This is a genomic window from Achromobacter deleyi, assembly GCF_013116765.2.
Lineage (GTDB): Bacteria > Pseudomonadota > Gammaproteobacteria > Burkholderiales > Burkholderiaceae_B > Achromobacter > Achromobacter deleyi_A.
Map to the genome: position 1 here is coordinate 5,833,338 of NZ_CP074375.1, position 26,703 is coordinate 5,860,040.

The window sequence follows — 26,703 nt, forward strand, 5'->3', positions numbered from 1 at the left end:
CTTCTTGCATTCGTCGCAAAGAGCGGCACGGCCGCGATGCGCGACCCCACAAGTCTGGCAATACACGTGCGCTCCCTCGCGAATGATGACAACGGCCGAAAGAATACAACTGATTGACGGTTCCGGATCTGGTGGAGGAGCCGTCGCCTAGGGGCAGGGCCGGTACCGGCAGGCCGCGTCATTGGCCTGCGCGCGGTGGTGGTTACGACGGGAGGTTTCACATCCCAATCAATAATGAATACAATTCCTATTCTTAATAAATTGAAAGCGGTCGCGCTACGGCCATGTCGTCCTCGGAATCTCTGGAGCACCGCGAGCTGGGCTTGCTCTATCGCGATCATCACGGCTGGCTGCGCGGCTGGCTGTTGCGGCGGCTGAGCGTGCCTGCTGAAGCCGCCGACCTGGCTCAAGACACCTTTCTGCGTCTGCTGGCCTCGCCCGCCTCCATGGCCCAGCTGCAGGGCGTGCGGCAGCCGCGCAGTTTTCTGGCCACGGTGGCGCAACGCACGCTGGTGGACCACATCCGCCGGCAGGTGCTGGAGCGCGCCTGGCTGGAAACCCTGGCACAGCAGCCGGAAGGCCACGCGATCTCGCCCGAGACGCAGGCCATCTTGCTGGAAACCATCCGCGAGATCGACGCCATGCTGCACGGCCTGGGCGACAAGGTGCGGCGCGCCTTTCTGATGTCGCAGCTTGAAGGCGCAAGCTATGCGGATATCTCGGCCAGGTTGGGCGTGACGGTCAGTTCGGTCAAGAAGTACATGGCGCGCGCGACGGAGCACTGCCTGGTCTACGCCTTGGAACGGCAGTAGGCGGCGATGACGGACAAGACAATTGCCGCGGCGGCGCAATGGTATGCGCGGCTATGTGCCGATGAGGTGAGCGCGGCCGATGTGGCGGCGCATGGCCGCTGGCTGGCGGCCGATCCCGAACATGCCCGCATCTGGCGGCTGGTGGAAAGTCTGCGCGGCACCTTGGGAGCAGCGCCCGCGCGGTTGGCGGCCGACACGCTCAACCGCGCCGACCATCATTTCGCGAGGCGCCGCGCCGCGCTGCGTAGCGGGCTGGGGGCCGTGGTGCTGTTCGGCGCGGGCGGCGTGCTGGCCTGGCGCACCCTGCCAGTCGAGCGGATGACGGCCCGCTATCTGGCCGACTACCGCATGGGCGCGGGCGAGCGACGCGAACTGTTGCTGACCGACGGCACTTTGCTGTGGCTGGACAGCGCCAGCGCGGTGGACGTGGCCGTGGATGCTCGCGGCCGCCACATCACCGTCCATGCGGGCGAGATCCTGATCGATACCGAACACGCCGCCCCGGGCTTGCCGCCCTTGCGGGTGACGACGCTGCACGGCACGGTGCGCCCGCTGGGCACGCGCTTCACCGTCAACCGGCAGGACTCGTGGACTCAAGTCGCGGTGCTGCGGCATGCGGTCGAACTGCTGCCCGCCGAAGGGGGGGCGGCGCTGGTGCTGAAGGCAGGCGAACAAGGCGTGCTGGAGGGGGCGGGCGCCCGCCATGACGGCGCCATCACGGGCGAACCGGACGCCTGGACCCGCGGCCAGCTGATCGTGGACGGCATGCGGCTGGACGACTTCATTGCGCAGCTGGACCGCTATCGTCCCGGCCGTCTCAGCTGCGACGAGGCGGTCGCGTCCCTGCGCGTGTCGGGCGCGTTCCCGATCGACGATACCGACCGGGCGCTGGCCGCCGTGGAACGCGCGCTGCCCGTGCGGGTGTCGCGTTTCACCCGCTATTACACGCGGATTGTTCCGCGCGGCTGATTTATTTTCAGCTGGCATTGTCCTTTTTCCGCGCTCGTCCGACTTAGCAGGGATTACGTCGGATTTGATTCACGGAAAACCTGAGCTTATGCCTTTCACCACGTTCACCCATCGCCACCCCGGTCCGCTGGCGCCGATCGCAGGCGCCGTTTTTGTCGCACTGATGGGGCTTGCGCCGGCTCCGCCCGCGCTGGCGCAAGCCGCGCCGTCGGCCGATGTGGCCCACCGCTACGATATCCCGGCCGGTCCGCTGGGCCTGGCCCTCAGCCGCTTTGCGGCCCAGGCGGGCGTGGTTCTGTCGTTCGACGCCCAACTGACGCAAGGCAAGCAGAGCGCGGGTTTGCAGGGCGATTACGGCATCGCTTCGGGTCTGGCGGCCATGCTGTCGGGTACGGGACTGGAAGCCGTCAGCCAGGGCGGCAACAACTATGGCTTGCGCGTCGCCGGCGCGCAGACGCTGGCGCCCGTGGAAGTGCTAGGCTCGCGCGAGCCCGCGCCCAGCGAAGGCTCGGGCTCGTACACCGTGGGCCTGTCCACCACTGCCACCAAGCTGCCGATGACGCTGCGCGAGACGCCGCAATCGGTATCGGTGATGACGCGCCAGCGCTTGTCGGATCAGGGGCTCAATACGCTGGAAGACGCCATTGTCAATACGCCAGGCTTGGTTTTCAAGAAAAAGGGGTCGGCCGACGACAACGAAAAGGGCTTGTATGCGCGCGGCATGGAAATCACCAACATGCAGGTGGACGGCGTGCCTACGCACAAGGACTTCAATGCGTTGGGGCTGGACACCGCGCTGTACGACCGGATCGAAGTGGTGCGCGGCTCCACCGGTCTGTTGAACGGCGCCGGCAACCCCGCGGCGTCGATCAATCTGGTGCGCAAGCGGCCGACCCGGGAGTTCGAGGCGGGCTTGGGCGCCGCCGTGGGTTCGTGGGACTACAAACGCACGGAATTCGATCTGGGCAGCCCGCTGGACGAAGCGGGCAAGCTGCGCGGCCGGCTGGTTGGCGCGTGGCAGGAGGGCGGTTCGTTCATTGATCGCGTCAAGCAGAATTCGCAACTGCTTTACGGGGTGGTCGAGGCTGATCTGACCGAACGCACGCTGCTGACCCTGGGCGCGGAGTATCAGCGCAAGAGATGCACCGCGTGCTCGTACTTCGGCTTTCCGGCCGCGTACGCGGACGGCACCAGGACGGATTTTCCGCAGCGCTTCAATTCGGCGACCAACTGGAGCCGCCAGGAACGCACGCGCTACAACGTGTTCGCCACGCTGGACCACGAGTTCGCGCCGCTGTGGAAGGGTTCGGTGACCTTGTCCCGCACGGGGGATGACAACGATCGCACCTATGGCTGGTTCAGCAGCAACGGTTGGGCCGACCCGACGACGGGTCGGGGCGCGTCGGTGTGGGTGGCCAAATGGCCCATTCCGAAAACCCAGAACGCCGTCGACGCCAGCCTGTCCGGCGCATTCGATGCCTTCGGCCGCCGGCATGATCTGGTGGTGGGCGCAAGCGCCTCGCGCACCCGGGGCGACTATGACATGTATCCGCTCTGGGTCGCGCCGGGTTATGACGCCAAGATTCCCGATATCCGTCAGTGGAACGGCGACATGCCCGAACCGGACTGGCAATCGACCGGCAAGCGCTACTACACCGAGAAGCAGGCATCGATCTATGGCGCGGTGCGTCTGCGTCCGACCGATGCGCTGTCGCTGGTGCTGGGATCGCGCGTAACGTGGTGGGATCAGCAAGCGTCGTACAACTACACCGATGGGTCGTCCTATCCGGACAACATGCGGGAGCAAGGCGTCTACACCCCCTATGCGGGCGTGGTTTACGACCTGACCAGCACCGTCTCCGCCTACGCCAGCTACACCAGCATCTTCCAGCCGCAACAGGCGCAAACCGCGTCGGGCGGCGTGCTCGCGCCCATCAAGGGCAATACTTACGAGATCGGCCTGAAGTCGGCATTCCTGGACGGCCGCTTGAATGGCTCGCTGGCCTTGTTCCGCACACGCCAGGACAACTACGCCATGCTGGATGGCGACCGTCTGGCGCCGAATGGCGACAACGCTTACGTCGCCGCCGACGGCGCGGTGATGCGGGGCGTAGAAGCCGAAATTACCGGTGAACTGACTCCGGGCTGGCAGATGCAGCTCTCCTACGCCTATGTGGACCGACGCTTGCCGGAAGGCTTCACCACGCAGGTTGGCCTGCCGCGCCACATCGCCAAACTGTACACCACATACCGTCTGCCGGGGGACCTGGCCGCCCTGACGGTAGGCGGCGGGGTGCGCTGGGAAAGCGGAAGCAACTATTCCAGCAGAGGCCCCGGCGGACAGCCGCTAGAGTCGTCCCAAGGCGCCTATGCGCTGGTGGATCTGATGGCGCGCTATCAGTTCAGCCCCCAGTGGTCGGCGACCTTGAACCTGAATAACGTCTTCGACAAGAAGTACTACGCCAGCACCAACGTCTACAGCAATTACTACGGCGCGCCGTTCAGCGCCATGCTGGGCGTGAACTATCGGTATTGATCCGAACCTGCGGCTGGGCACGCACCGCGATGTGTGCCCAGCCGTTCATGCCCGGGCCGTCAGAGATGGCGCGCCATTGCGGGGTCGCTGACCCCGTGGCGGCCGTTCTCCATCCTTCCGGCAAAGCGGCGCTCGAAGCCCTCGGCGGCAACGGTGAAGTCGTACCAATTGCCGCTGTCTCCAATGGACCAGTGCTGTTCGGCGACCGCACCCGGTTGGACCGCCAGGGTCCAGGGACCGTCAGAGCGGTAGGCATTGGCCTGCAGCGCGGCCTGCACCGTCGCCGTGCCACGATTGGCCAGCTTCACGTACAGCGTGCTGGCAGCGAGCTCGTAGCAGACCTGCACTTCCAGGGCCATGCCCCGTTGCGTGTTGCCGGAGAAAGTCCGCACGAAGCCATTGCTGCTGTAGACCCACAGTTCGTAATCGCCGCCGTTCCAGACGTCCGACAGTGTCTTGCCTGCTTCGACGGTGTAGCGGCGGGGAATCAGCTCCAGGTTGCGCTTGTCGTAGACATGGAAGACTGCTCCGACGCTGCCCGTATTGCTGAACAGCAGCTCCACGGCGCCGTCCTGGCCGATCCGTGCGCTGGTGTGCAGCTCGTAGGGCAGGGCGCGTGAGAGGCGCGTGCCGACCTCCTGGAACAGGGGTTGCGGCGTGGCGGGCGCCTGGGTGATCGGACTCGTGGGCAGCAGCCTCTGAGCCGCATTGATCGCGGGATAGTTGCTCGTGTCGGGCAGCTTGGGGATGGTCGGGTCATTCGGGCTGACGAAGTCGAAGCAGGAGGTGAGGTCGCCGCAGACCGCGCGATGCCAGGGGCTGATGGCGTCCACTGCAATGCCGAAACGCTGCTCCAGGAACCGGCCCACGGAGGTGTGGTCGAACACCTGCGAATTGACCCAGCCGCCCTTGCTCCACGGCGACACCACGTACATCGGTACGCGCGAGCTCAGGCCCCATGGGCGGATCTTGCCGCTCGTGGTGTCCTCGGCCTTCAGGTAGCTGCCCACGGAGGCATCGAAATACTCGCCCTCCAACGGCACCGTGGATTTGCCCATCAGGACGCCGCTGGCGTCATATGACGGCACCGCGGGCATGGCCAGATGGTCGAAGAAGCCATCGTTCTCATCGAAGGTCACGAAAAGGGCGGTCTTGCTCCAGACTTCGGGGTTGGACGTCAGCGCGTCCAACACGTCCGAGATGAAGTCGGCCGCGCCGGCCACGCCTTCCTTGCTGCCCGGATGCTCGGCCAGATCCTGCGTGGGCAACACCCAGGACACCTGCGGCAGGGTGCCGTTGGCGACGTCCTGCTTGAGCTGGGCGAGGAAATTGACAGCGCCGTCGGTCTTCTCGGGGCCTCCCGTCAGGCCGTGTTCGTAGATCGGCGAACCTGGCTGGGCGTTGCGGAAACTGTCGAAGGCCAGGCAGCCGTGCATGGCGCCAGTCCAGTTGTTGTTCATGTTCTGGTAGATGTGCCAGCTCACCCCGGCGCGTTCCAGCAGGTCCGGCAAGGTGTCCCACTTGAAGGCGCTGTTCTTGTACTTGTAGTTGTAGGTGCCCGTCACGGGGTCGATCTGGCCGGACCCGTCCAGCTGCTGCACCCGGCCCGCCACCCAATTGGACGGGTTGGGCCAGCAGCGCGAGTTGACGGGCTCGGAATCGGTGTCCGTGCTGTTGATGCCCGCCTTGCGCAGTTCCGGATTGAAGTTGGAGCCCGACCAGAACACGATGCGGTTCGGGTCGGTGCCGGTGAGGATGGAGCAATGGTAGCCGTCGCAGATCGTGAAGGCATCGGCCAGCGCGAACTGGAACGGAATGTCCTCGCGCATGTAGAAGCCCATCGTCGCCTGGTTCTTGAACTGGATCCAGCGGTCCATCTTTCCCTGGTTCCACGCGGCTTGCTGGTCGGGGAAATTGTGGGGCGTGCCGGATCCGATCAGCGCGTTGCCGATCCGCGAGTCGCGGCGGAAGGGCAGGATGTCCTGGCCGCCGTTGGGGTCAGGCTGGAAGTACACCGGCTTGCCATTGGCCAGCGGAATCGGGAAGCGGTCACCGAAGCCGCGCACGCCGCGCAAGGTGCCAAAGTAATGGTCGAACGAACGGTTCTCCTGCATCAGGATCACGACATGCTTGATGTCCTTGATCGTGCCGCTGTCGACGGCTGCGGGAATCGCGAGCGCGCGCTGGATGGAGGCAGGCAGCAAGGCCATCGCCGACAGCGCGCCGGCAGTCTTGGCCGACGCGCGGAAGAATTGCCGGCGTCCTGGCAACTCGGGGGCGGCGCCGGCGGAATTCGGGGTGGAGGTCTTGGTCATGGGGCTACTCTTGCGTGGGGTTGGACGGGACGGGCGTTCAAGGCGCGCAGCGCAGCTGCGGCGCGGGCGTCGGCTGTTCGGGCTGTTCGGTCTCGGGCGGCGATGTGGCGCCGTCATCTGAATCGTCGTCGCCGCCGCAGGCGGCAAGGGTCAGGCTCAGGGCGATGGCCGCAACAAGGGCGCGGCCCAGTGCAAAGTACGGGGTCATGATTACTCCTGGTCAGGGAACGTTGCCGGGTCTGGCCGGCAGCAAGGCAATCGGAGCGCGGCATTCCCGATCGGGAATGCCGCGCGGGTTCAGGCCAGGCGCCGCCGCAGGCGGGCGGCGATCTGGTCCAGCAAAAACACGGTGATGAAGATCACGACGAGAATCGTCCCGACATGGGAGTACTGGTACATGTCGTAGCGGCCCTTCAGCTCCTGTCCGATACCGCCCGCGCCCACCAGGCCCACCACGGTGGCCATGCGCACATTGCGGTCCAGGATGTACAGCGTGTAGCCCGTGAACTTGGGCATCACCTGGGGCAGCACCGCGTAGGCCAGCACGCGCAGCTTGCTGGTGCCGATCGCGGCCAGCGCCTCCTGTGGCTTGGTGTCGGCCGTCTCGATGTCCTCGGCATAGAACTTGCCCAGGAATCCCATCGAATGGATGGCCAGCGCCAGCACGCCGGCGATGGGACCGAAGCCATAGGCCAGCACCAGGAACAGCGCGCAGATCAGTTCCGGCATGGCTCGGAAGAGACTGACCAGCGCCCGCGCAGCCACATACAGCAGCCGGTTGGGCGCATAGTTGCGTGCGCTGCAGTAGGCCAGTGGCGCACTGCCCAGCATCGCCAGGAGCGTGGCCCAGATTGCGATTTCGAAGGTCTCGACCATCTTGACCGCCACCCGCCACAAGTAGCCCAGCGGCTCGACCAGGTAGGTGTGCGTGGATACCTCGTCTTCCATCTTCAGCGTGTGCGGGTTCAGCCGGCTCTCGGTGACCTGCTGGGTCTCCAACCGCGCCAGCCAGGGCAGCTTTTGCGGGTCGAAGCCTTCGATGCGCGAGGTTTCGGTGCGATAGGAAATCTGCAGCGGGAAGAGGCTGTCAGCCAGCGCTCCCAGGCCGGAAGTGACCTGGGATTGCTCCTTGATGCCGACCGCGGCCAGCGCGCCATCCAGCGTCAGCGCCGCCATGCGGCCCATTTCGACTCGCTGGCCGGTGTACAGGAAAAGCATCAGCGCGGCGATGACGACCAGCAGCGCCCGGGCGCCGTACGGAGGATCCAGCCGCCAGGCGGTGTTGTCGGATTGCGTGCTCATCTCGCTCCTCCCAAGGAAAGCAGCGCCGGCCGGGCCTGCGCAGCCAGCCGTCGCCCGTCTCCCGGCAAGTCGACTATCGACGATCCGGCCTCGCGCGGCGCGGCCGGATCGCCTGCCTGGTAGAGCGCTTGGGCGGTGGCCTCGTCGAACGCGCTGGCCGGCCCGTCGAACACCATCGAGCCCTGGCGCAGCGCGACGATGCGGTCGGCGAACTCTCTTGCCAGGTCGACCTGATGCAGGCTGCACAGCACCGTGGCGCCGCGTTCGCGGGCCTGGTCGCGCAACAGCGTCAGGATGTCGCGGCTGATGCGCGGGTCCAGGCTGGCCACCGGCTCATCGGCCAGCAGCAGCGCGGGCGCCAGCATGAAGGCGCGGGCGATGCCCACGCGCTGCTGCTGGCCGCCCGACAGGTCGCTCACGCGGCGGCGCAGGTGTTCGGGCTGCAGGCCGACCTCGCGCGCCAGCTGGCAGGCGCGCTCGCGCAACTCGGCGGGAAAGCGCAGCAGGTAGGCGCGCCAGGCCGGGAGCCCGGGCAGCGCGCCGGACAGTATGTTGGTGGCTACCGTGGCCCGCGATACCAGGTTGAATTGCTGATGCACCATGCCGATGCGCGGCCGTACCGTCGCCAGCGTCGCAGGCTCGACCTGGGTGCCGTCCACCCAGACCTGGCCCTGCGTCGGCGCCGTCAGGCCATTGGCCATGCGCAGCAGCGTCGATTTGCCCGCTCCCGACGCACCCAGGATCACGCAAAACTGGCCGCGCGGCACCTGCAGCGAAACCGAATCCAGGGCCGTGGTGCCATCGGCGTAGCGCATGCCCACGGATTCGTAGCGCAGCATGTCTGTTTCCCTTGCGCCCGTGCTCACCGCTGTGCCGCCTTTTCCAGGATTTCGCCCTTGATCTCGTCGGTCAGCAGGGATAATTTCGAAGCCGGCCCGGCGAATTGTTCCTCCGAAAACTCGGTATCGAAGCGGTCGAGCTTGGCTCCGCCGTAGCCGCGCACCATGTCTGGCGTCACGCCGGGCGCCTGATGCACTTTGGCGAACGCCTGCTTGAGCGTTGCCTTCAGCGGCTCGGGCAGCTTGGTGTTCATCGCCAGGGGCGGGTACGGAATCGCCTCGCTCTTGAAGATCACCTTGACGGACTTGGGATCCACGGCACCCTGGCGCACCGCCTTGTCGAAGGAGTCGAATGACAGCGCGGCCGCATCGACCTGCCCTTGCACCAACGCCGCCAGGCTGCTGGCGTGGCTGCCGGTCAGTTGCATCGCGGCCAGGTCCTTGGCCGGGTTCATGCCATCCTTGATCATTGACGCCACTTGGAAGGTGAAGCTCGAGGCCGAATTGACGTCGCCGAACGCGGCGCGCCGGCCCTTCAGGTCGGCCAGGGAATTGATCGGGGAATCGGCCTTGGCGAACATGGCGGCGTAGTAGCTCGATTCGCCCTTTTGCACCCCCACCGCCAGCAATTGCGCGCATTGCCGCTCATGCGCCTGCACATACGAGACGGGGCCCAGGAAGGCGACCTCGGCCAGCTGATTGCACATGCCTTCGACCACGGCGCCGTAGGACTGGCCGACCGTCAGATGGAAATGCAGGCCGGTGCTGCGCGTGATCGCATTGAAGATCGGCGCATAGTCGGCCTTGGTGCCCGACTCCGTCCCGCCATCGGCCGGAATCAGCAGTACGCGCAGCGGGCGTTGCGCGGATCCATCGGCCAGGGACTGGGCCTGCGCAAGCGGCGCGGCCGCCATCAGGGCAGTGAGAGTCAATGCGAGGGCGCTAAAGCGCAGCGTTTTCATGTCCATGTTCCTTGTTCTGGTGAAGTTGCCATCGGGGAGCCGTGATGACTGCCCTGATTCCGGAACGCAGATTAGGCGTCGTACATGACAGGAAAATGAAAAACGCTCAATTCAATAAATTGCAATTCTGAATTTTATTCAGATAGAATTTCGCCCAGCAGGCTGGATGGATTTCAGCCGCGCCGCCGCCCCTCAACTCCAACTCGCGCCTCGAGGCGCCATCGCCCAGCCATGACCCGCATTGCCAGCGCATCCCTGCCAGCCCCTTCGGTTTCCCCACCGGCCGAGCCTCCCTGGGCGCTGCGCTCGCAGGGCCTGATCCTGGACCTGGACGGCACGCTGATCCGGGGGCACGAAGTGATACCCGGCGCCGGGGAACTGCTGGCGCGCTGGTCCGGCCGCTATGTCATCGTTTCCAACAACTCCACGGACACGGCCGCGGGCCTGGCGCCGCGGCTGCAGGCATTGGGCCTGCCGGTCCAGGCCGGCGCCCTGGTCCTGGCCGGAGAACAGGCCGTGCGTCATATCGCCCGCAGCCATCCGCGCTGCAAGCTGATGCTGTGCGGCTCCGAGAGCCTGCGGGCATGCGCCGCGGGCCTGGGCCTGGCGCTGGTGTCCCGGGATGCGGACATCGTGCTGCTGGCGCGCGACGTAGGCTTCAGCTACGCCACGCTGCAGGTCCTGCTCCGCGAGCTGGCGCGCGGCGCCACCCTGGTGGTCAGCAATGGCGACCTCACCCATCCGGGCCCCCAAGGGTCGGTGGTGCCGGAGACCGGAGCCTTGTTGCAGGCGCTACTGGCCTGCGCGCCGGACGTCCGCCCGCGCATACTCGGGAAGCCGGCAGCCATGCTGTTCCAGGAGGGATTGCGCCGGCTGGACCTGCCGGCGGAGGACGTCACGGTCGTCGGCGACAACGTGCGCACCGACGCGCTGGGCGCGGTGCGTCTGGGGATAGGCTATCTGCTGGTCGGCAATGCGCCCCATGCGGACGCGCCGGACGTGGCGCGGCTGCTCGATGTGCAGTGCCCGCGCCGGCATGCCGTGCCTGCAGGCGTCGCGGGCGGCGACGAGTATCAGTAGCGTTTGTTCGACAGCACGTCGAAGGTGCTGCGCAGGGTCGAAACGGCCTTGTCGTAGTCGGACAGGGCCAGGCAGGCGATCAGTGTGTCGATGATGGCCAGCTGCGCCAGGCGGCTGGTCATCGCCTCGGTGCGAAAGCGGGTTTCGCGCGACATGGTGTGCAGCACCACATCCGCATATTCCTGGATCGGCGATTTCCCGAAGTTGGTGATGCACACCGTGCGCGCGCCGGCCTCCTTGGCGAGGCGTGTCGCAAGCACCGTTTCATGCGTGCTGCCCGAGTGCGAGATGGTCAGCACCGCCACCTCCGGACCGGTCAGCGACGCGCTGATGGCCTGTACATGGGAGTCGGTGATCGCCGTCGCCTGCAGGCCGATGCGCAACATGCGGTAGTGCGCGTCATGGGCGATGATCGCCGAGCTGCCGATGCCGTAGATCTCCACCCGGCGCGCGCCGCGGATCAGCTCCACGGCGGCGGACAGCGCCGCCACGTCCAGCACCGATTCGGTCTCCTGCAAGGTCTGGATATTGCTGTGGAAAATCTTGCTGATGACCTGCGCTGGCGAGTCCTGCGCGGCCAGGTCTTCATGGATGTACTGCACCGGCTGCACGATCTGCTGCGCCAGCGCGATCTTCAATTGCTGGAAGCCGGTGGCGCCCAGCAGCTTGCAGAAACCCACCACGCTGCCGTCGCTGGACTGGGTGCGTTCGGCTACCTCGCTGACCGACATGTGAACCACTTCCGCCGGATGGCGCATGACGAATTCGCCGATGCGCTGCGAGGCCGCGCCCATCGACGGCAGCAGGCTCTGGATACGCGCCAGCATGGCCTGCGGCGAGCCCCGCTGCGGTTCGGCGGCGGCGGACGGCGTCTGGGGTGGGCGTTTGGATGTGGCCATGGCGGGTCGATGGGGCGGGAAACGGATACGACGGCAACGATACCCTACCCGTTGCCATCGCGGCGGTGGAACATGCTACCAGCCGCCGATGACGGGATTCCCTGCCGCGAGCGCCGCCGCCGCGGGATCCCTGCGCCGTTCTCGGGCTTTGTTGTACAAATACCGGACAGATTCGACCGGAACGATTCCATGGGAAGCGCGAACCATCGCATGAGCCAGGCCTCGCAATTGATGCGCAGCGGCAGCTTGAACGGTTATGTCGAACTCGTTGAGTCCCTCGGCAGGGATCCCTATGCGTTCATGCGGGCCGTGGGACTGCAGGCGGCGTTTCTGGAAGATCCGGAAATGCTGATTCCGAGGGACGCGGCGCGCGAACTGCTAGAGATCACCGCCCGCGCGACCCACACGGAGGATCTGGCGTTGCGTCTTGCGGCGCGGCGCAAGCTTTCCGCCCTTGGACCCATCAGCCTCGTGCTGAGGGAGGAGCCCACGCCCAAGGCAGCCCTCGACACGCTGTGCCGCTACCTGGCGCTGGTGAACGCGTCGCTGATCATTCACGTCGAGGACGCCGACAACGTGGTCGTCATCCGGGAAGATCTGCTGCCCACTCCCGGCCTGGAGATGCGGCAGTCGGTGGAGCTCGCGGTGGGCACCATGTTCCGTATCCTGAGCGAACTGATCGGACCGGATTGGCAGCCGCTGGATGTCTGCTTCACGCATCGCCCGCCCAAGGATGTTTCCGCGCACCGGACGTTCTTCAGGCGGCGCGTCCGGTTCAACCAGGAATTCAACGGCCTGGTCTGCACGGCGAGCGACTTGTCCAAGCCGCGCGAGAACGGTGATCAGGTGGCCGCTGGTTTCACCAGAAAGCACCTGGAGGCGGCGCTGATGAGCCGCAGGGAAAGCGTGCAGGAAACCTGTCGCCAGATCATGCTGGCGCTGCTGCCGAATGGCACCTGTACGGCGGGGGAGGTTGCGCGGTTCATGCACGTCGATCGCCGCACGCTGCACCGCCGGCTCGATGCCGAGGGCCTCACCTTCAGCCGCCTGCTCGATCAGCTGCGCTCCGATCTGGTCAAGCATCACCTGCGCGAGAGCGACCGGCCGCTCAGCGAGGTGGCGGAACTGCTGGGCTTTTCCAGGCCCAGCAGCTTCAGCCACTGGTTTCACGGCCTGTTCGGCTGCAGCGCGTCGCAATGGAGCAAGCAGGCGGCCGATAGGGCGGCCCTGAGAGAACACGGGGCTCCGTGACGCTGGGGGGGCGGAGCGACGCCGCCGCGCTGGAAGGGGGGGCTCAGGCAAGTTCCCGCGCCCGTTTCGCGATCGAGCTCAACAGTCTGAGCGCCGTGTGCGCGGCCTGTACGCCTCCGTCCATGTCTCCCCGGACGAAGAGCGGGCGCAGCTCTTCAATTTCTTCAAGTTGCGCGATGAGTTCCGGCTCGGCAAGCTTGTACTTGCGAAGCACGCTGACCATGCACATGGAGGCATGCACCATGTCCTCCGAGATCTCGCTTACGCCGGTTCTATGCAGCACGAAGTTGGCCCAGTGCGTGCCCGCAAGCATGGCCGCCTCGATGCGGATTTCCCAATCCGAGTCAGTGAGCCTGGCAAGCGATCGTTCGATCCGTTCCGCCTTGTTGCGATGGTTTTCCGGGCTCATGGGCGCATCCCTTTACAGACCAGCGCCTGGTAGACGGATACTGCCTGCGATAGCGCGTGGTTGCAGTCGTCGACAATCGCCTGGGTTGGCGCGCGGTCTCCGCGCAGGCAAGGGTCCCTGTGTTCTTCCAGCGCATGCAACGCCGCCTCCAGGCGCTGGATGGGCTCGGGCATGTCGCCGGGTATGGCGGGCCAGCCGACGTGGCTCACATCGCCGGGGCCGCGCAGTTCCCTGCGGCAGCTTCCGTCGCTCTGAGGCACCACGTGCACGCCAGGAATCGTGGAAAAGGCGCGGTCTTCGCTGGTGAGGCCTGTTGCATGCAGCGAGGCGTTCCAGATATTGGTCCCCGCCGTCAGGCTGGTCCAATACCAGAGTTCGAAATCCTCAAGAGGATCCAGCCGGCCGCGCAGCTGCAGCAGGCGGCTTATCTTGTCGGCATGAGAGGAAATCTTCATGATCCTTCCTGGAGTCAGGTTCGGGATGATTGCGCGCCAGGGAGCGAGGGCGTCCCGGGCTTTACTCGGCCTTGATGTTTCCATCCACCACGATCTTGCGCCAGGCCGCCAGGTCGTTCGTTATCGTCTCGACGAAAGCCTGGCGGCTTACCGCGGCTGCGGGCGGCACATTCGCCTGGCGCAGCGCTTCCTTGAACTCGGGCTGCACCATCTCATGATTGATGGCCGCATGCAGGCGTTCCAGTATCTCCGGGGGCGTGTTCCTGGGGGCAAAAACGCCTTGCCAGCCTGCCGCGGTAAATGGATAGCCCTGTTCGGAAAGCACCTTGACCTCGGGCAGTTTCGGACTGCGCACGGTGCCTGTCAATGCAATGGGCCGTAGCTTTCCTTGTGCGATAAAGCCCAACGGCGACACGACGTCGAGCCAGCCTATGGGAATCACGCCGGAGACAATATCCGTCAGCAAGGCGGGAGTGGTCTTGTATGGAACGTGATTGATGCTCAGGCCGGCGCGCTGCTTGATCCACTCCATTGTCAGGTGGCCATTCGAGCCTATCCCCCAGCTTCCATAGGATTGGTATTTGTCGGGATCGCTGCGCAGCAGGGCAACCAGCTCGGGAAGCGTGTTCGCCGGTACGGACGCATTCACCGCCAGCAGTACGCCGCCCATCGACGATAGCGCCACGGGCTCCAGGTCTCGCAAGGTCTGAACCGGAAGGGCGGGATTCAGCGCCTCGGCCATCACCATCGACGATGCCGTGCTGTGCAATATGGTGTAGCCGTCGGGCGCGGCATTCTTGACCGCGGTCGAGCCGATAAGCCCATTCGCGCCAGGGCGGTTTTCTATGACGAAAGGCTGGCCCAGCGTATGTTGCAGCCTGCCATAGAGCTGGCGCGCCAGCGTGTCCAATATCCCGCCGGCTCCGCCCGGCACGATTACCTTTATGGGGCGCGACGGCCAGTCCTTGCTGCCCTGGGCGCCAACCAAACGGCTCGTCAGCGCGGCTGCCGCTCCCAGCACGAGCGCTCTGCGGGTCAGTGATGTCGTCATCTCCACATTCCTTGGTCAAGGTTCACAGCGTCAACAGCGCACAGGTACTCGTCTGGCCAGACTCGTCTCAAGAAACGTCGAGCGGCCGGTCGAAATGGCGGGGGGGCGGAACTGCCGGCCCCCCCCCGGAGGCTTCAGGTCGGCTTGCGCAGGAATCCCTGGTTGCCGCCGTTGCGATTGGGCGCAAAGCCATTGGCCTGTAGCGTCTCTTCCGCTGTTTCGTAAAAGACGCCGATCTTCATGATGTCCCGCGCCTGCTGCGCCGTCGCGATGGGGCGGCCGAATTCGCCGGCGATACGCACCAGTTGCCTGATCTGCTCGACGGAACTCATTTTTCCCGTGCGGGTCTGGTTCCAGAGCACGTCCTCGATGCCGCAGCGCACATGCAGGCCCAGGGCTATCCCTATCATGTTCACGGGCAGCACATTCAGCACCGAGCTTTCCACGGTGATGACCGCCCCGTCTGGCGCGGCGCGCAGGAAGTTGGCCAGGTTATAGATGTTGGCTTGATCCATGCCGCCGCTGATGGCGACCCAGTTCATCACCAGCGGCCCCTTGTAGACGCCGCGGCGGATCATCCGCTCTATCGTCTCGAAGCTATTGATGTTGTAGCACTGGAACTCGCTCTGGATGCCGGCGGCGGTCAGGCGCCGGATGTGCTCCTCGACCCAGCTTGGATTCGCGGGCACGATCATGTCCTTGTAGGTCGAGTAGAGCTGCGGGAATCCGCGAGAAACCCCCCTGAAGTCATCCAGGCCGGCATGCTCGGTCACGTTCATCTGCGTGGTGTTGACGGTCACGGTGACCTGGTCGGGCGTGGGCTGGAGCTCGGCCAGCATATGGCGGGTGTCGTCGCTCAGCCATTTGGCGGCCTGGCCCTCGGATTCCGGCGCGAAGCTGATGGAGCCGCCTACTTGGATGACCATTTCCGGCACGCGTTCGCGCACCCCGGCGATCAGCTCGTTGAACATGGAAAGGCGCTTGCTGCCCCGGCCGTCGGGCTCGCGCACATGCAGGTGCAGCACGGTGGCGCCGGCTTCGTAGCAATCCACCGCCTTCTGTATCTGGTCCTCCATGGTGACCGGGATATCCTCCGGGAAGTCCGAGGGGATCCAGCCCGGCGCATAGGGAGCAGCCGTGATGATCAGAGGCTGCTGGTTCTCGGGATACAGGTGGCCGTCAAGAAAGTTCATGGTTGTAAGTCTCCAGGTGGTTGCGTGAATGCGCGCTATCGCTCAGTTGGACCGGATGTCAAATTTCCTGACAATGGCGGCGTTGCGTTGGAACAGCGACTTGTTTTCGGTCAGCAGCGCTTGTGTATCGACGCTCACATCCGGCTCCAGGCCCACGTCGATCAGTTTTTGCCGTACCGCTGGCGCGCTCGCGGCTTCCTTGATCACGGCCTGGAGCCTGGCCATGACGTCGGCCGGCAGCTTGCTGGAACCGTAGAAACAGACCTGTCCCTGGAACTGGATCTCCGGATACCCGAGCTCGGTCATGGTCGGCACGTCAGGGAGATAACGGGACCTGTTTTTTCCGGCAACGGCATAGGCGCGCAGCATGCCGCTCTTGATCAAGGGCAGGGAGGTCACCATGCCGTCAAACATGATGTCGACCTGGCCGCCGATCACGTCCTGCAGCGCGGCCGGGGATCCGAGATAGCCGACGTGCTGCATGCCCAGGTCGGTCTGATTGCTGAAGATCAGCCCCGAGTATTGCGACACCGTTCCGGTCCCGTAGCTGGCGAAGGAAGACTTGTCCTTGCGCGTCTTCAGATGCGCAACGAGGCCCTGGAAATCCTTGGACGGGTAGTTTGCGGCGGTCACGAGCGCATAGCTCGTCAAGGCCACTCTTGCGATGCTCACTACATCCTTGAGCGGGTCGTACGGCACTTTCATGATCTGAGGCGCCTCCACCAGCATGTTGTTCGGCCCCAGGGCGATCGTGTTGCCGTCGGGATCGGCCTTGAGCAGGGCATTGAGTCCGATCGATCCGGTTGCCCCGGGTCGGTTTTCAATGATTACCGGCCGGCCGGTGTCCGCCGATATCTGCTGCCCGACCACGCGAGCGGCGATGTCGATGGTTCCCCCAGGCGGGCCGGGAACGATCACCCTCAGGGGCTTGTCGCCTGCCGCCCAGACGCTGAGCGCAAGCGACCATCCGATCAGCGCCATGGCGGCGCGTGAGCATTGCCTTAGCTTCATGTTTGTCTCCCACTTTTCTTATGCAGTACAGATGTGCCGACGCCTCAGTATCTGACGGCGTGGGCCTTTGTACTTGCCTTTTGGGGACACTAACTTGCTATTTTGGGACGCGGCGTTTTCAGCGCGCAACGATCTCCGCTGCAAGATCGGAAAGCAATTTCGCGCCCAGGTGCTCCAGCAAAGTCTGCTCGGCTTCGTGCAGGGAATTCGCGACGAATTGGTTGGCGACGCGTTCGACCGGGCAGGCAGGATTGTCGTCGGCGGGGCCGATGGCGAAGACGGCTCCGTGGGAGATTGCTTCAAATACATCGCGCACGGTGATGGTGTCCAAGTCTTTGGCCAGCGCCCAACCGCCGTTGCGCCCGCCAGTGGACGTGACCATGCCGGCCGCGCGCAGCGCCGCCATGGTTCGGCGCACCACGACCTCGTTGGTATGCAGCATCTGGGCCAGGGTGGCGGAAGTGGTCATGCCACCGCGCAAGAACATGTGGATCAGCACGTGCAGCAAGCGGGCAAGGCGAGTGTCATACGTCATGGAAGTGCTATACCGTAACTCTGATTGTTACGGTATTATAGTCCGTCCGATACTTGCTGTGAGCCATCACCATGATTGAGCCCGAAACCCGCGATCTGAAAGTCAACGGCATCACGCTGCATGTCACCGCGCTGGGCAAGGGGCCCCTGGTCGTGCTGTGCCATGGTTTCCCCGAGACCTCTCATGCCTGGCGGCACCAGCTCCCGGCCCTTGCCCAGGCCGGGTTCCGTGCCGTGGCGCCAGACCTGCGAGGTTACGGCGCCAGCGAAAGTCCCGCTGATGTCGGGGCCTTCACGACGTTGGACGCGATCGGCGACCTGGTGGCGCTGGTCGAGAGCGAGGGGGCTGATGACGCGGTGATCGTGGGCGGGGACTGGGGAGCCAGCATTGCATGGCAGGCAGCGCAGTTGCGGCCGGACCGCTTTCGCGCCGTCGCGGCTCTGGGAGTGCCAATGATGCGCAGAGCGCCGTGCATCCCAAGCCGCTTGTTTCCGAAAACCGACTCCGCAGCCTTCTACACGCACTATTTCAATGAGCCGGGGGTCGCCGAACGGGAATTCGAACGCGACGTCGGCGCGACGCTGCGCGCCATCTACTTCGCCGCATCGGGTGAGGCCGGGCCGCGCAATGACGCGGGCACGCCAAATCCCTTTGGCATGGTGGCCAACGGGCGCGGCCTGCTCGACTCGCTTCCGGTCCCCGAGGCGTTGCCGTCCTGGCTCACCCCTGCGGACCTGGATAATTTCGTCCGGAGCTTTAAGACCAGCGGGTTTCGCGGCGGGCTCAACTATTACAGGAACCTGGACCGCAATTGGGAGCTACAGGCCGCCTTGGACGGCAAGCCGGTGGATGTCCCCGCCCTTTACCTCGTGGGAGAGCGGGACACCGGCCTGGCCATCCCCGGTATGGATCAAATCATCAAGGCCATGCCGGACATCGTTCCGCAATTGCGCGCCGTCGAGGTGATTGCGGGCGCGGGGCATTGGTTGCAGCAGGAGGCTCCGCGCGAGGTCAACAAGGCACTTGTCGATTTCCTGCGGAGCCTTTGAGGACTGCCAGGCGCGGGGCAGGCGCGATCGCGTGAGGGGGCTGGGGCGTAGCGCAAGCGAGCAATGCAATCCTGCTCAGGACGAGGTGCTTTGCAGCTTCGTATCGAAGCCGGCAAAGCCTTGGACGAACCTGGCACGTTCGCACAGTCTATGGCGCGGGCTTGAGCACCATCAGGAAGTACACCGCCACCATGGCCAGGAACGCCGGATAGCCCAGGCGTTCCCACCACCGCGCAAAGCGCCAGTAGCGCGCCGGCAGCGCGGCTACGCCCGTGGCGTGGGCAGTGGCCGCCATCCTGGCCATCTCGTATTGCAGCCATACCACCGGCAGCCAGCACACGCCCGCCAGCAGATACAACGCGATCGACAGGCTGACCCACGGCGTGGTCCATTGCCAGCCGGCGGCATGCGCCAGCCACAGCCCCGAGAGGGGCTGGAACACGACGGCGGGCGTGGTGAACCACAGGTCGGCCCGGACCACCAGTTTCGAGACGGCGGCAATCGCTGGAATGGAGCCGGTCCGGTTGGCGAAAAACAGGTAGAACGCCGTGCCGAAGCCGGTGCCCACCAGCAGTACCGACGAGAGTATGTGCAGGGTCTTGACCGTCAGGTACAGGTTCATGGCTTGGGTTCCTCGGTAAGCAGAATGAATAGAAGCGCGACGACCGCGACGTTTTTCAGGATCGGGCCGAATGGATGCAGCAGGAATTCGGGCATGGCCAGGGCGATCACGGCCGTATATCCCAGCACTAGCCCGAGCTGCGCGACCCACAGGCGCCGGCCGGGCCACCGGAGCGTGGCGATGCCCAAGACGAAATCCAGCCCGGCGGCGAGGTACAGGGCCGCCAAGGCGGTGGCGCCTTGCAGGCCTACGGGTTCCAGCAGCGCCAGGCTGCCGGCCACCGGATAGAGCAAGGCGCTGCATACGGCCGTCCACAGCCAGATCAGCGCCAGCGCGCCGCGCACCAGGCCGGGTCGCCAGGCCGCCAGCGCCTGGTGGCGCAGCGTCAGTGCGTCGGCGGGTTCGATGAAGGATTCGATGCCGGCGGGCGGGCGCCCCAGCACCTGGGTGGTGATCGCGGCATCGGCCGTATTGCCTGCGCGCAGCATCCGCCAGGTGTCGCGTGTCAACAAAGACCCCGGCAACCGATCCAGCAACGTCGCGCCGACCGACACCAGGCCTGCCGGGACCGGCGCGCGCCACGCCGGCGCGAACCCCAACGACTCCCGGTAGACCGCCAGCATCTGGCGAAACTCGACCTCCGTGCCGCCGACCAGGTCCAGCACGGCCGGGCCATCGGAGTCGCCGCGCAGCAGCCGGGCGACGATTTCGGCCAGCTCGTCGACCCGCATCGGACGCAGCAACTGGCGCCCGCCACCCGGCAGCAGGTGTACCGGCAACGTCGCCATGGCGCGGAAGAACCGGGCCGACGCCCCGTGCGCGCCATAGAGCAATGCTGGCCGCAGGATGTGGTGGGCAACCGGCAGCGACCGCAGATGATCATCGGCCGCGCGCTTGCTCTGGAAGTAGGGTGTATCGCCATGCTCGGCGCCCAGCGCCGACAGTTGCACGATGCCCCGGACACCGGCGCGGTGGGCGGCGTCGAAGAGTGCGATTGGCGCGCGCCGGTGGACCTGGTCGAAGGTGGCGCCGGCCGCTTCGACCAGGATGCCGACGGCGTTGATCACCACATGGATGCCGCGCAGCCGGTCCGTCCAGGCGGCGGGGTCGGTGTCCGCCATGTAGTCAATGGCGACCTCATCCGGCCTGGCAGCCACCCGCACGCCTTTCAGGATCCGATGGCCATCGCGCGCCAAGGTCTCGCACAGGGCCTGGCCGACAAAACCGTGGGCGCCGCAGACCAGGATGTTCATGCCGTTGCCTCGCAGGGTAAGCAGTCATGGTTGACTGGGGATTCTTTTATTTCTGCAATTTCTGTATAGACAGAAATAAAAGATCAAAAAAAGGGCGCGGCTTTCCGCCCGCCCCAGGGGATCACTGCTTGCCGCGCCGCATGGTCTTGCTGATCTTCGCGCCCATGCCCAGCGTCTTCATCAGCGTCTCGGGCTTCATGCGCAGCATCTCATCGGACCAGGTGGTCAGGATCTCCAGGAACTCCAGCGTTTCGCGCACGCGCTGTTCGGTGGCGCGGCTTTCGTTTTCGATTTCCGGGCTGGCCAGGCTGTCGCGCAGCATGGTCAGCGTGGGGTCGATCTCGCGTTGGCGGCGGCCTTCGACGATCAGCTTGAACAGCTCCCAGATATCGGTCGAGGTTTCGAAGTGGTCGCGCCGGTCTTCCATTACATGCACCACCCGGGCCAGCCGCCAGGCCTGCAATTCCTTGAGGCTGTTGCTGACGTTCGAGCGCGCAACGCCCAGGGTGTCGGCGATTTCTTCGGCAGGGACCGGGCGACCCAGCAGGTAGAGCAGGGCGTGGATCTGGGCGACCGTGCGGTTCACGCCCCAGCGCGAGCCCATTTCGCCCCAGTGCAGGATGAATCGTTCGGCGATCGGAGTGAGTTTCATGGGGCCACTGTAGGAGGTTTCTGTTATTTCTGTCAAGACAGAAATAACAGAAACATTGTGGAGCTGCCGCGACTCCGGTCTGTCCGCGCAGCCCCCGCCCACGTGAGCGCGGAACACCAGCAGTTGCTGTCCAGGCTCCAGCCCATGCAGGTCACGCCGCTGGGCAAGCAAGGCATGGAAGACCCTATCTGGGGCGTGCCGGTGTCGTTGCGCAAAGGCAAGTAAGGGATCGCTGGCAACGGGCGGTGCGGCCGGGGAAATCCTGGTCCGCGCCGCTTCATTGCGCCAGTTCGGGCCGCGCGATCTCGATGACCCATTCGACGAAGGTCTTGACCGCCGCCGTGGCGCGGGCCTGCGGATAGACGATGGAGATCGGCACCGGGGCGCAGCGGAAGTCCGCGAGCACTTCGAGCAGGCGTCCGCTGCGCAGGTAGACGGACGCGGCCAGTTCGGACAGCTGGATAAGGCCCAGCCCCTCCAGGCCGCAGTGCAGATAGGCCTCGGTTTCGTTGACGGCGTAGCGGCCGGGCAGGGCCACCGCCACGGATTCGCCATCGACACTGAACCGCCAGTCCAGTGGCCGGCCGGTGGCGTTGGACAGATAGTTGACCACCCGGTGCGCCTCCAGGGCGGCCACGGAATCCGGCTCGCCGAACCGGGCCAGGTATTTGGGCGACGCGCAGGTCAGCCAGGTCAGCTGGCCGAGCTTGCGCGCCACCAGCGTCGAGTCCGCCAGCGTGCCGCTGCGGATCGCGCAGTCTATGCCCTCGTAAATCAGGTCCGCCGGCCGGTCGCTCAGGCCCAGCACCACTTCGATGTCCGGATAGCGGGCCTCGAATTCGAGCAGCCGCGGCACCACGATAGCCCGTCCGATGGTGCCCGGCATGTCCACGCGGACTCGCCCTCGCGGCACCTGGATCGTCGCGGAAACGTCGCTTTCCGCGTCGGCGATATCGGCCAGGATGGCCTGGCATGCCGCCAGGTAGCGCGCGCCCGCGTCGGTCAGACTGAGGCTGCGGGTGCTGCGGCGAAGCAGCGGCGTGCCCAGGTGGGCTTCCAGGTTCTTGATCGTCGTGGTGACCGACGAGCGCGGCATCGCCAGGGATTGCGCCGCCTTGCTGAAGCTGCGCGCCTGCACGACCCGTACGAAGGTGGCCATCGCCTGAAGTTTGTCCATGAGCCGTGCCTGCCGATATTGCGTGCGCCGGATGCGGCGGGAGGTCTCGATGTTAGCAATGCGGGCGATCCGGCGCATCCGCTGCCTGCGCGTTGTGTATTCAAGCGCGGCGAACAATGGGCGGGTTGCGCGCTCCTACACTGAAAGCCACTTCCGGGCCGCGGGCTTGCGCAGCGCCGTCGCGTCGCGCAGTGGCCCATGTTTCAAACATCCATTTCCTAGCGGGGTTCTTTATGATCAACGACAACGCCATTCTGGTCCTGGGCGCGGGCCAACTCGGCATGGCCGTGCTGCGCCATCTGGCGTCGCACGCAGAACGCGACGCCGGCGTTTCCCTCTCGGTCCTGTTGCGTCCGTCCACCGTCGCCTCCGCCGACCCGGCGAAGCGGCAAGACCTGGCCGATCTGCGTGCCTTGGGCATTGAAATCGTGGAGGGTGACCTGGTCGCGCAGTCCGGCGCCGAACTCGCCGCCACGTTCGGCCGCTATGGCACGGTGATCTCGTGCACGGGATTCGTCGGCGGTCCGGGCGTGCAGCGCAAGATCGCGCGCGCCGCCCTGGATGGCGGCGTCAAGCGCTTTGTTCCCTGGCAATTCGGTGTGGACTACGACGTCATCGGCCGGGGCAGTCCGCAGGACCTGTTCGACGAACAACTGGATGTGCGCGATATGCTGCGCGCGCAGCAGGGTACCGAATGGGTCATAGTCTCGACCGGGATGTTCACCAGCTTCCTGTTCGAACCGGCCTTTGGCGTGGTGGACCTGGCGGCCAATACCGTGAACGCGCTGGGCAGTTGGGATACGGCTGTCACCATCACGACGGCCGAGGATATCGGCGCGCTGACGGCAGAGATCCTGTTTGCGGAGCCGCGCATCGCAAACCTTGCGGTGCATGTCGCCGGCGATACCGTCACCTACCGAGAGCTGGCCGATACCCTGGACCGCACGCGTGGCGTCACGGTCCATCGCCATGAATGGACGGTGCCGGAACTGAAGCGCCAGCTGGACGCCGATCCGGAAAACGCGTTGCGCAAGTACCGCGCGGTATTCGCCGAGGGGCGCGGGGTGGCCTGGGACATGACGGAAACGTTCAATGCCCGGCACGGCATCGCCGTCTGCGGGCTGGAGCAATGGCTGCGCGAGCATCCGGCGTTGCGCTAGGGCAGGCCGGTACGCGATTCCTTCACATGCCCAGCGGCCGCAGCGCCTGCTCGACTTCCTCGGCTGACATATCCTGCACGATCAGGACCATGGCGCCGGGCTGGACCGTGCCTTCCGGCAGGGATACAGGCTCGGGCGTGGCAAAGACATGCCGCACGCCATGCACCGCGCGCAGGCTTCCGTCCGACCAATGCAGCAGGCCCTTGGCCCGCAGGAGGCGTTCGCCGACATGGCGCTGCATATGCCGGGTCCAGCTTGCGTAGGCCTCCCAGCTCACCGGCGCATGCTGCCGGAATGCATACGACACGATGCCGTAGCGCAATACGTGCGCCAGCGGACCCGCGGCGGCCGGGCGCGCCGCCGTCAGCGCGGCCGCGTCCAGATGCTCGGGGCGCAAGCCGTCGAACAACGCAGGCGCGTCCTCGTCCACCGTATCCGGCGATACCGGGCGGATCGGCGCACTGGCGTTGTACTGCCGCAGCGTGGTCCGTAGGGCCTGGACCGCGCTGTCCTCGGCCAGATCGGTCTTGGTCAGCGCGATGCGGTCGGCGATCGCGATCTGGGTGCTGGCTTCGCGATAGGCGTCGAGCGTGGCCGCCCCATGCAGGGCGTCCGCCGTCGCAACCACGCCGCCAAAGCGGTAATGGCGGGCGATCAGGGGATCGGCCGCCAGCGTGTTGATGACGGGACAAGGATCAGCCAGGCCGGAGGTTTCCACCACCACTCGCGTAAAGGCGGGAATTTCCCCGCGCTGGCGCCGGTAGTACAGCGATTCCAGCGTATCTTGCAGCGAACTGGTGGCCGCGCAGCACAGGCAGCCGGAATCCAGCAGCACCACGTCGGTATCGTCCGCCTTGCCGACCAGCATGTGGTCCAGCCCGATCTCGCCGAACTCGTTGATGACCACCGCCGTGTCGGCAAAGCGCGGGCTGCGCACCAGGCGGGACAACAGCGTGGTCTTGCCACTGCCCAGGAAGCCGGTCAGGAGGTAGACGGGTAGCGGTCCGGCGGTCACGGGCATGGCGTCAGCATCCTGCCCTGGTTCAGGCCTGGGCCGCGGGAGCGGGCAGCTCGCGCAGGTAGTCCTGCACTTCGCGCGACGGGATCACGTCGGCGTACTTGCAATTCAGGTCGAACAGGCTCATGGCATGGCTGGCCTGGAAGCGGTCGAACGCCGCTTCTTCGGGAATGATGACCTTGAAGTTGTACGAATAGGCGTCCACCGTCGTGGCGCGCAGGCATCCCGAGGAGGTGCAGCCCACCAGGATCAGCGTATCCACGTCCAGGAAGTTCAGGTGGCTCATGAAGATGGTGCCGAAGAAGCAGGAAGGCTTCTGCTTGGTGATGCGGATATCTTGCGGACGCGGGGCCAGCGGCTCCACGGTCTGCGTGGCATGGGTATCGGCCAGCACGGTTTTTTCGCCGCCGCGATGGTTCTTGCCCACCTGCACCCCGCTGTCCAGCAAGTCCGCGCGCCGGCCGCTTTCGGTATAGAAGACGGGAATGTTCTTGTCCCGCGCCAGTTCAAGCAGCGGCACGATGTGCGCGACCGCGTCCCAGGCCTCGCGGCCGCAGTGGGTGCGGTATTGCTTCAGGCCTTCCAGGATGTCCTGGGGCGTATCGCCGCAGAAGTTGTACTGCACGTCGATGATGAAAAGCGCGGGGCGCTTGCCGAAGCCGCCGCGCTTGCCGTAGCCGGCCTGGGCCAGCACTTGCTTGTCGCGTTCGGTGAGGAAGTCGTCCCAGATTCGCTTGGTGTCGCTCATGGTGGTGTCCGCCAAAAAGGAAATGTAGTTCAAAGACGCTTGAGATAGCGGCCGCCCGGGTTGGCCCGGGCCGCGTCGGTGATGCGGCCGTCCTGCGCGACGGTGCGCCCGCGCACCAGGGTGCGCACGGGCCAGCCCTTCAGGGTCATGCCCTCGTAGGGCGAATAATCGGAGTTCGATTCCAGGGTCGCGGGATCGACGGTGCGTTGCAGGTCGGGGTCCACCAGCACCAGGTCCGCGTCCTTGCCGATCTCGATGCTGCCCTTGCCCGGCATGCGATAGATGCGGGCGGAGTTCTCCGCGCAGACCTTCATCAGGGTCTCCAGCGGCACGCCACGGCGGTGATAACCTTCGTGCAGCAGGATGGGCAGCATCAGGCCGGTGCCCGGAAATCCGTTGCTGGCGGCCCAGATGTCCGTATCCTTGGTGGCGCGCTTGCGCGGCACGTGGTCGGTGCCGATGGTGGTGATGGAGCCGTCCAGCACGCCTTCCCACATGGCGTCCACATCGCATTGCCCACGCACCGGCGGGTTGACCTTGGCATAGGTGCCGGCGGGCGACTCGTCGTTCAGGAACAGGTAGTGCGGGCAGGTCTCGACGTAGATGGGCGGCGCGTCGGGCGTGCGCCGGTGGCGCCGCGCCTCGTCCAGCGCTTCGCGGCTGCTCAGGTGGACGATATTGACCGCGGCGCCGGTCTTGGCCGCGAAGTAGCACACGCGGTGCACGTTTTCGGCCTCCAGGAAGTCCGGGCTCTGCTCGTTCCAGGCCTTCAGATCGTCGCGTCCGGCGGCGCGCAAGGGGTCTCTCAGGACGGGGATGACTTCGACGTTCTCGCAGTGCACGCCCATGATCGCGCCCGGAATGGCGGCGGTGGCGCGCAAGGCCGAATACAGCAGGCCGTCGTCGATGTCGGTAAAGCCCTTGGACAGGCCCGCGGCGCCCTTGTACATCATGTAGAGCTTGTAGGAGGACACGCCGAAACGGCGCGATATTTCCTCAAGCGTTTCCACATGCAGGTTGCTGGTGATGCCGAAATGGAAGCCGAAGTCCACGCAGCTTTGCGACAAGGCGCGGTCGCGTACCTTCTCAAATGACTCGCGGATGTCCGCGGAGCGGTGAAACGACAGCACGGTGGTGGTGCCGCCCAGCGCCGCAAAGCGCGACTCGGTCTCGAAGTCGGTCTCCGGCGAACCGAAGCCGAAGTGCACGTGGGGGTCGATCAGGCCGGGCAGTACCCACAGCCCCTGGCAGTCGATGGTTTCGCGGGCTTCCAGCGGCGTGCCGGGCTCGGCGATGATGGCGATGCGGCCGTCGATGACGCCCAGAACGCCTTCGGTCAGGCCCTGCTGCGGCAGCAGCAGTCTTGCATTGGTCAGTAGAAGATCCAGCATGATGTCGTGTTTCC

The 26,703-nt window shown here is 65.5% G+C and carries 27 protein-coding genes; 8 read left to right on the top strand and 19 right to left on the bottom strand.

Translation table 11 applies throughout. From position 1 onward, the window contains the following. Positions 1–284 precede the first annotated feature (284 nt). The 3 genes from HLG70_RS26425 (at position 285) to HLG70_RS26435 (ending at position 4,317) form a co-directional block, all read left to right on the top strand. Positions 285–812: a sigma-70 family RNA polymerase sigma factor gene (locus tag HLG70_RS26425; protein ID WP_171664923.1), complete on the top strand. Its 528-nt coding sequence runs from the start codon at positions 285–287 to the stop codon at positions 810–812. A 6-nt stretch (positions 813–818) separates the two neighbouring features. Beyond that, on the top strand, positions 819–1,781 hold the full coding sequence (locus HLG70_RS26430) for a FecR domain-containing protein (RefSeq protein ID WP_171664924.1): 963 nt from the start codon (positions 819–821) through the stop codon (positions 1,779–1,781). Between the two features lie 88 nt (positions 1,782–1,869). Next, positions 1,870–4,317 carry a TonB-dependent siderophore receptor gene (locus tag HLG70_RS26435; RefSeq protein WP_171664925.1) on the top strand — a complete coding sequence of 816 codons (2,448 nt, stop codon included), beginning with the start codon at positions 1,870–1,872 and terminating at the stop codon, positions 4,315–4,317. A gap of 59 nt (positions 4,318–4,376) precedes the next feature. Here the strand turns inward: HLG70_RS26435 and HLG70_RS26440 are convergent, their stop codons facing one another. From HLG70_RS26440 to HLG70_RS26460, 5 genes are all read right to left on the bottom strand, one after another. Further along, a complete protein-coding gene (locus tag HLG70_RS26440; protein WP_171664926.1) occupies positions 4,377–6,632 on the bottom strand; it encodes a phosphocholine-specific phospholipase C in 2,256 nt (751 codons plus the stop codon). A 37-nt stretch (positions 6,633–6,669) separates the two neighbouring features. After that, positions 6,670–6,840, bottom strand: coding sequence for a hypothetical protein (locus HLG70_RS26445; RefSeq protein ID WP_171664927.1), 171 nt, complete (start codon positions 6,838–6,840; stop codon positions 6,670–6,672). An 89-nt stretch (positions 6,841–6,929) separates the two neighbouring features. Further along, positions 6,930–7,934: a phosphonate ABC transporter, permease protein PhnE gene (gene phnE, locus HLG70_RS26450; protein WP_171664928.1), complete on the bottom strand. Its 1,005-nt coding sequence runs from the start codon at positions 7,932–7,934 to the stop codon at positions 6,930–6,932. Further along, positions 7,931–8,773 (bottom strand): phosphonate ABC transporter ATP-binding protein, encoded by an 843-nt coding sequence (locus HLG70_RS26455; protein ID WP_171664929.1) that lies wholly within the window; start codon positions 8,771–8,773, stop codon positions 7,931–7,933. Before HLG70_RS26455 ends, phnE begins: the two co-directional genes overlap by 4 nt. A 23-nt stretch (positions 8,774–8,796) precedes the next feature. Further along, positions 8,797–9,735, bottom strand: coding sequence for a phosphate/phosphite/phosphonate ABC transporter substrate-binding protein (locus HLG70_RS26460; protein WP_171664930.1), 939 nt, complete (start codon positions 9,733–9,735; stop codon positions 8,797–8,799). A 231-nt stretch (positions 9,736–9,966) separates the two neighbouring features. Between HLG70_RS26460 and HLG70_RS26465 the strand changes: the two genes are divergently transcribed. Beyond that, positions 9,967–10,815 (top strand): HAD-IIA family hydrolase, encoded by an 849-nt coding sequence (locus tag HLG70_RS26465; protein ID WP_171664931.1) that lies wholly within the window; start codon positions 9,967–9,969, stop codon positions 10,813–10,815. Here HLG70_RS26465 and HLG70_RS26470 read toward each other — a convergent pair. Then, positions 10,809–11,642, bottom strand: coding sequence for a MurR/RpiR family transcriptional regulator (locus HLG70_RS26470; RefSeq protein WP_171665133.1), 834 nt, complete (start codon positions 11,640–11,642; stop codon positions 10,809–10,811). The genes HLG70_RS26465 and HLG70_RS26470 overlap by 7 nt on opposite strands. Positions 11,643–11,786: 144 nt before the next feature. Between HLG70_RS26470 and HLG70_RS26475 the strand changes: the two genes are divergently transcribed. Then, on the top strand, positions 11,787–12,965 hold the full coding sequence (locus HLG70_RS26475) for an AraC family transcriptional regulator (protein ID WP_326491121.1): 1,179 nt from the start codon (positions 11,787–11,789) through the stop codon (positions 12,963–12,965). Positions 12,966–13,008: 43 nt separating this feature from the next. On the opposite strand, the gene HLG70_RS26480 is transcribed toward HLG70_RS26475, so the two are convergent. The 6 genes from HLG70_RS26480 to HLG70_RS26505 form a co-directional block, all read right to left on the bottom strand. Next, positions 13,009–13,374 carry a hypothetical protein gene (locus HLG70_RS26480; RefSeq protein WP_171664932.1) on the bottom strand — a complete coding sequence of 122 codons (366 nt, stop codon included), beginning with the start codon at positions 13,372–13,374 and terminating at the stop codon, positions 13,009–13,011. Then, the gene (locus HLG70_RS26485; RefSeq protein ID WP_171664933.1) at positions 13,371–13,829 is read right to left on the bottom strand and encodes a hypothetical protein; all 459 of its coding nucleotides are present in this window, start codon (positions 13,827–13,829) and stop codon (positions 13,371–13,373) included. The genes HLG70_RS26480 and HLG70_RS26485 overlap by 4 nt, the downstream gene beginning before the upstream one ends. Before the next feature lie 61 nt (positions 13,830–13,890). Beyond that, entirely contained in the window at positions 13,891–14,880 is a 990-nt protein-coding gene (locus HLG70_RS26490; RefSeq protein WP_171664934.1) for a Bug family tripartite tricarboxylate transporter substrate binding protein, read from the bottom strand. Positions 14,881–15,014: 134 nt separating this feature from the next. Next, positions 15,015–16,073, bottom strand: coding sequence for a 3-keto-5-aminohexanoate cleavage protein (locus HLG70_RS26495; RefSeq protein ID WP_171664935.1), 1,059 nt, complete (start codon positions 16,071–16,073; stop codon positions 15,015–15,017). A 42-nt stretch (positions 16,074–16,115) separates the two neighbouring features. Then, positions 16,116–17,084 (bottom strand): tripartite tricarboxylate transporter substrate binding protein, encoded by a 969-nt coding sequence (locus HLG70_RS26500; RefSeq protein WP_171664936.1) that lies wholly within the window; start codon positions 17,082–17,084, stop codon positions 16,116–16,118. Between the two features lie 118 nt (positions 17,085–17,202). Further along, positions 17,203–17,619, bottom strand: a complete 417-nt coding sequence (locus HLG70_RS26505) for an RrF2 family transcriptional regulator (RefSeq protein ID WP_171664937.1) — start codon at positions 17,617–17,619, stop codon at positions 17,203–17,205. Positions 17,620–17,690: 71 nt separating this feature from the next. Between HLG70_RS26505 and HLG70_RS26510 the strand changes: the two genes are divergently transcribed. Continuing rightward, on the top strand, positions 17,691–18,668 hold the full coding sequence (locus HLG70_RS26510; protein WP_171664938.1) for an alpha/beta fold hydrolase: 978 nt from the start codon (positions 17,691–17,693) through the stop codon (positions 18,666–18,668). 148 nt (positions 18,669–18,816) lie between these two features. Here the strand turns inward: HLG70_RS26510 and HLG70_RS26515 are convergent, their stop codons facing one another. The 3 genes from HLG70_RS26515 to HLG70_RS26525 form a co-directional block, all read right to left on the bottom strand. Next, positions 18,817–19,290, bottom strand: a complete 474-nt coding sequence (locus HLG70_RS26515) for a DUF2269 family protein (RefSeq protein ID WP_171664939.1) — start codon at positions 19,288–19,290, stop codon at positions 18,817–18,819. Further along, positions 19,287–20,543 (bottom strand): SDR family oxidoreductase, encoded by a 1,257-nt coding sequence (locus HLG70_RS26520; RefSeq protein WP_171664940.1) that lies wholly within the window; start codon positions 20,541–20,543, stop codon positions 19,287–19,289. Before HLG70_RS26520 ends, HLG70_RS26515 begins: the two co-directional genes overlap by 4 nt. 121 nt (positions 20,544–20,664) lie before the next feature. Next, the gene (locus tag HLG70_RS26525) at positions 20,665–21,195 is read right to left on the bottom strand and encodes a GbsR/MarR family transcriptional regulator (protein WP_171664941.1); all 531 of its coding nucleotides are present in this window, start codon (positions 21,193–21,195) and stop codon (positions 20,665–20,667) included. 102 nt (positions 21,196–21,297) lie between these two features. Here HLG70_RS26525 and HLG70_RS29670 point away from each other — a divergent pair, with 102 nt between their 5' ends. Beyond that, entirely contained in the window at positions 21,298–21,420 is a 123-nt protein-coding gene (locus tag HLG70_RS29670) for a hypothetical protein (protein ID WP_267970722.1), read from the top strand. Between the two features lie 52 nt (positions 21,421–21,472). On the opposite strand, the gene HLG70_RS26530 is transcribed toward HLG70_RS29670, so the two are convergent. Continuing rightward, positions 21,473–22,372, bottom strand: a complete 900-nt coding sequence (locus HLG70_RS26530) for a LysR family transcriptional regulator (protein WP_171664942.1) — start codon at positions 22,370–22,372, stop codon at positions 21,473–21,475. A gap of 233 nt (positions 22,373–22,605) precedes the next feature. Here HLG70_RS26530 and HLG70_RS26535 point away from each other — a divergent pair, with 233 nt between their 5' ends. Next, complete coding sequence (locus HLG70_RS26535; protein ID WP_171664943.1) at positions 22,606–23,532, top strand: aromatic alcohol reductase; 927 nt, start codon at positions 22,606–22,608, stop codon at positions 23,530–23,532. A 22-nt stretch (positions 23,533–23,554) separates the two neighbouring features. Here the strand turns inward: HLG70_RS26535 and HLG70_RS26540 are convergent, their stop codons facing one another. Genes HLG70_RS26540 through HLG70_RS26550 form a run of 3 tightly spaced genes read right to left on the bottom strand, consistent with a single transcriptional unit; the run spans position 23,555 to position 26,689 of the window. Beyond that, the gene (locus tag HLG70_RS26540; protein ID WP_171664944.1) at positions 23,555–24,553 is read right to left on the bottom strand and encodes a CobW family GTP-binding protein; all 999 of its coding nucleotides are present in this window, start codon (positions 24,551–24,553) and stop codon (positions 23,555–23,557) included. Positions 24,554–24,575: 22 nt separating this feature from the next. After that, on the bottom strand, positions 24,576–25,298 hold the full coding sequence (locus HLG70_RS26545) for an isochorismatase family protein (protein WP_171664945.1): 723 nt from the start codon (positions 25,296–25,298) through the stop codon (positions 24,576–24,578). A gap of 29 nt (positions 25,299–25,327) precedes the next feature. Beyond that, positions 25,328–26,689 (bottom strand): dihydroorotase, encoded by a 1,362-nt coding sequence (locus HLG70_RS26550; protein ID WP_171664946.1) that lies wholly within the window; start codon positions 26,687–26,689, stop codon positions 25,328–25,330. Between the last annotated feature and the right edge of the window lie 14 nt (positions 26,690–26,703).

Excerpts from the sequence above, each read along its gene's own strand:
- HLG70_RS26460 (WP_171664930.1), bottom strand. The coding sequence starts at position 9,735 with ATGAAAACGCTGCGCTTTAGCGCCCTCGCATTGACTCTCACTGCCCTG.
- HLG70_RS26425 (WP_171664923.1), top strand. The coding sequence starts at position 285 with ATGTCGTCCTCGGAATCTCTGGAGCACCGCGAGCTGGGCTTGCTCTAT.
- HLG70_RS26470 (WP_171665133.1), bottom strand. The coding sequence starts at position 11,642 with ATGCTGGCGCGTATCCAGAGCCTGCTGCCGTCGATGGGCGCGGCCTCG.
- HLG70_RS26505 (WP_171664937.1), bottom strand. The coding sequence starts at position 17,619 with ATGACGTATGACACTCGCCTTGCCCGCTTGCTGCACGTGCTGATCCAC.
- HLG70_RS26545 (WP_171664945.1), bottom strand. The coding sequence starts at position 25,298 with ATGAGCGACACCAAGCGAATCTGGGACGACTTCCTCACCGAACGCGAC.
- HLG70_RS26525 (WP_171664941.1), bottom strand. The coding sequence starts at position 21,195 with ATGAAACTCACTCCGATCGCCGAACGATTCATCCTGCACTGGGGCGAA.
- HLG70_RS26490 (WP_171664934.1), bottom strand. The coding sequence starts at position 14,880 with ATGACGACATCACTGACCCGCAGAGCGCTCGTGCTGGGAGCGGCAGCC.
- HLG70_RS26445 (WP_171664927.1), bottom strand. The coding sequence starts at position 6,840 with ATGACCCCGTACTTTGCACTGGGCCGCGCCCTTGTTGCGGCCATCGCC.
- HLG70_RS26455 (WP_171664929.1), bottom strand. The coding sequence starts at position 8,773 with ATGCTGCGCTACGAATCCGTGGGCATGCGCTACGCCGATGGCACCACG.
- HLG70_RS26480 (WP_171664932.1), bottom strand. The coding sequence starts at position 13,374 with ATGAGCCCGGAAAACCATCGCAACAAGGCGGAACGGATCGAACGATCG.
- HLG70_RS26520 (WP_171664940.1), bottom strand. The coding sequence starts at position 20,543 with ATGAACATCCTGGTCTGCGGCGCCCACGGTTTTGTCGGCCAGGCCCTG.
- HLG70_RS26540 (WP_171664944.1), bottom strand. The coding sequence starts at position 24,553 with ATGCCCGTGACCGCCGGACCGCTACCCGTCTACCTCCTGACCGGCTTC.
- HLG70_RS26515 (WP_171664939.1), bottom strand. The coding sequence starts at position 19,290 with ATGAACCTGTACCTGACGGTCAAGACCCTGCACATACTCTCGTCGGTA.
- HLG70_RS26535 (WP_171664943.1), top strand. The coding sequence starts at position 22,606 with ATGATCAACGACAACGCCATTCTGGTCCTGGGCGCGGGCCAACTCGGC.
- HLG70_RS26485 (WP_171664933.1), bottom strand. The coding sequence starts at position 13,829 with ATGAAGATTTCCTCTCATGCCGACAAGATAAGCCGCCTGCTGCAGCTG.
- HLG70_RS26430 (WP_171664924.1), top strand. The coding sequence starts at position 819 with ATGACGGACAAGACAATTGCCGCGGCGGCGCAATGGTATGCGCGGCTA.
- HLG70_RS26475 (WP_326491121.1), top strand. The coding sequence starts at position 11,787 with ATGCTACCAGCCGCCGATGACGGGATTCCCTGCCGCGAGCGCCGCCGC.
- HLG70_RS26465 (WP_171664931.1), top strand. The coding sequence starts at position 9,967 with ATGACCCGCATTGCCAGCGCATCCCTGCCAGCCCCTTCGGTTTCCCCA.
- HLG70_RS26440 (WP_171664926.1), bottom strand. The coding sequence starts at position 6,632 with ATGACCAAGACCTCCACCCCGAATTCCGCCGGCGCCGCCCCCGAGTTG.
- HLG70_RS26530 (WP_171664942.1), bottom strand. The coding sequence starts at position 22,372 with ATGGACAAACTTCAGGCGATGGCCACCTTCGTACGGGTCGTGCAGGCG.
- HLG70_RS26550 (WP_171664946.1), bottom strand. The coding sequence starts at position 26,689 with ATGCTGGATCTTCTACTGACCAATGCAAGACTGCTGCTGCCGCAGCAG.
- HLG70_RS26435 (WP_171664925.1), top strand. The coding sequence starts at position 1,870 with ATGCCTTTCACCACGTTCACCCATCGCCACCCCGGTCCGCTGGCGCCG.
- HLG70_RS26510 (WP_171664938.1), top strand. The coding sequence starts at position 17,691 with ATGATTGAGCCCGAAACCCGCGATCTGAAAGTCAACGGCATCACGCTG.
- HLG70_RS26495 (WP_171664935.1), bottom strand. The coding sequence starts at position 16,073 with ATGAACTTTCTTGACGGCCACCTGTATCCCGAGAACCAGCAGCCTCTG.
- HLG70_RS26500 (WP_171664936.1), bottom strand. The coding sequence starts at position 17,084 with ATGAAGCTAAGGCAATGCTCACGCGCCGCCATGGCGCTGATCGGATGG.
- phnE (WP_171664928.1), bottom strand. The coding sequence starts at position 7,934 with ATGAGCACGCAATCCGACAACACCGCCTGGCGGCTGGATCCTCCGTAC.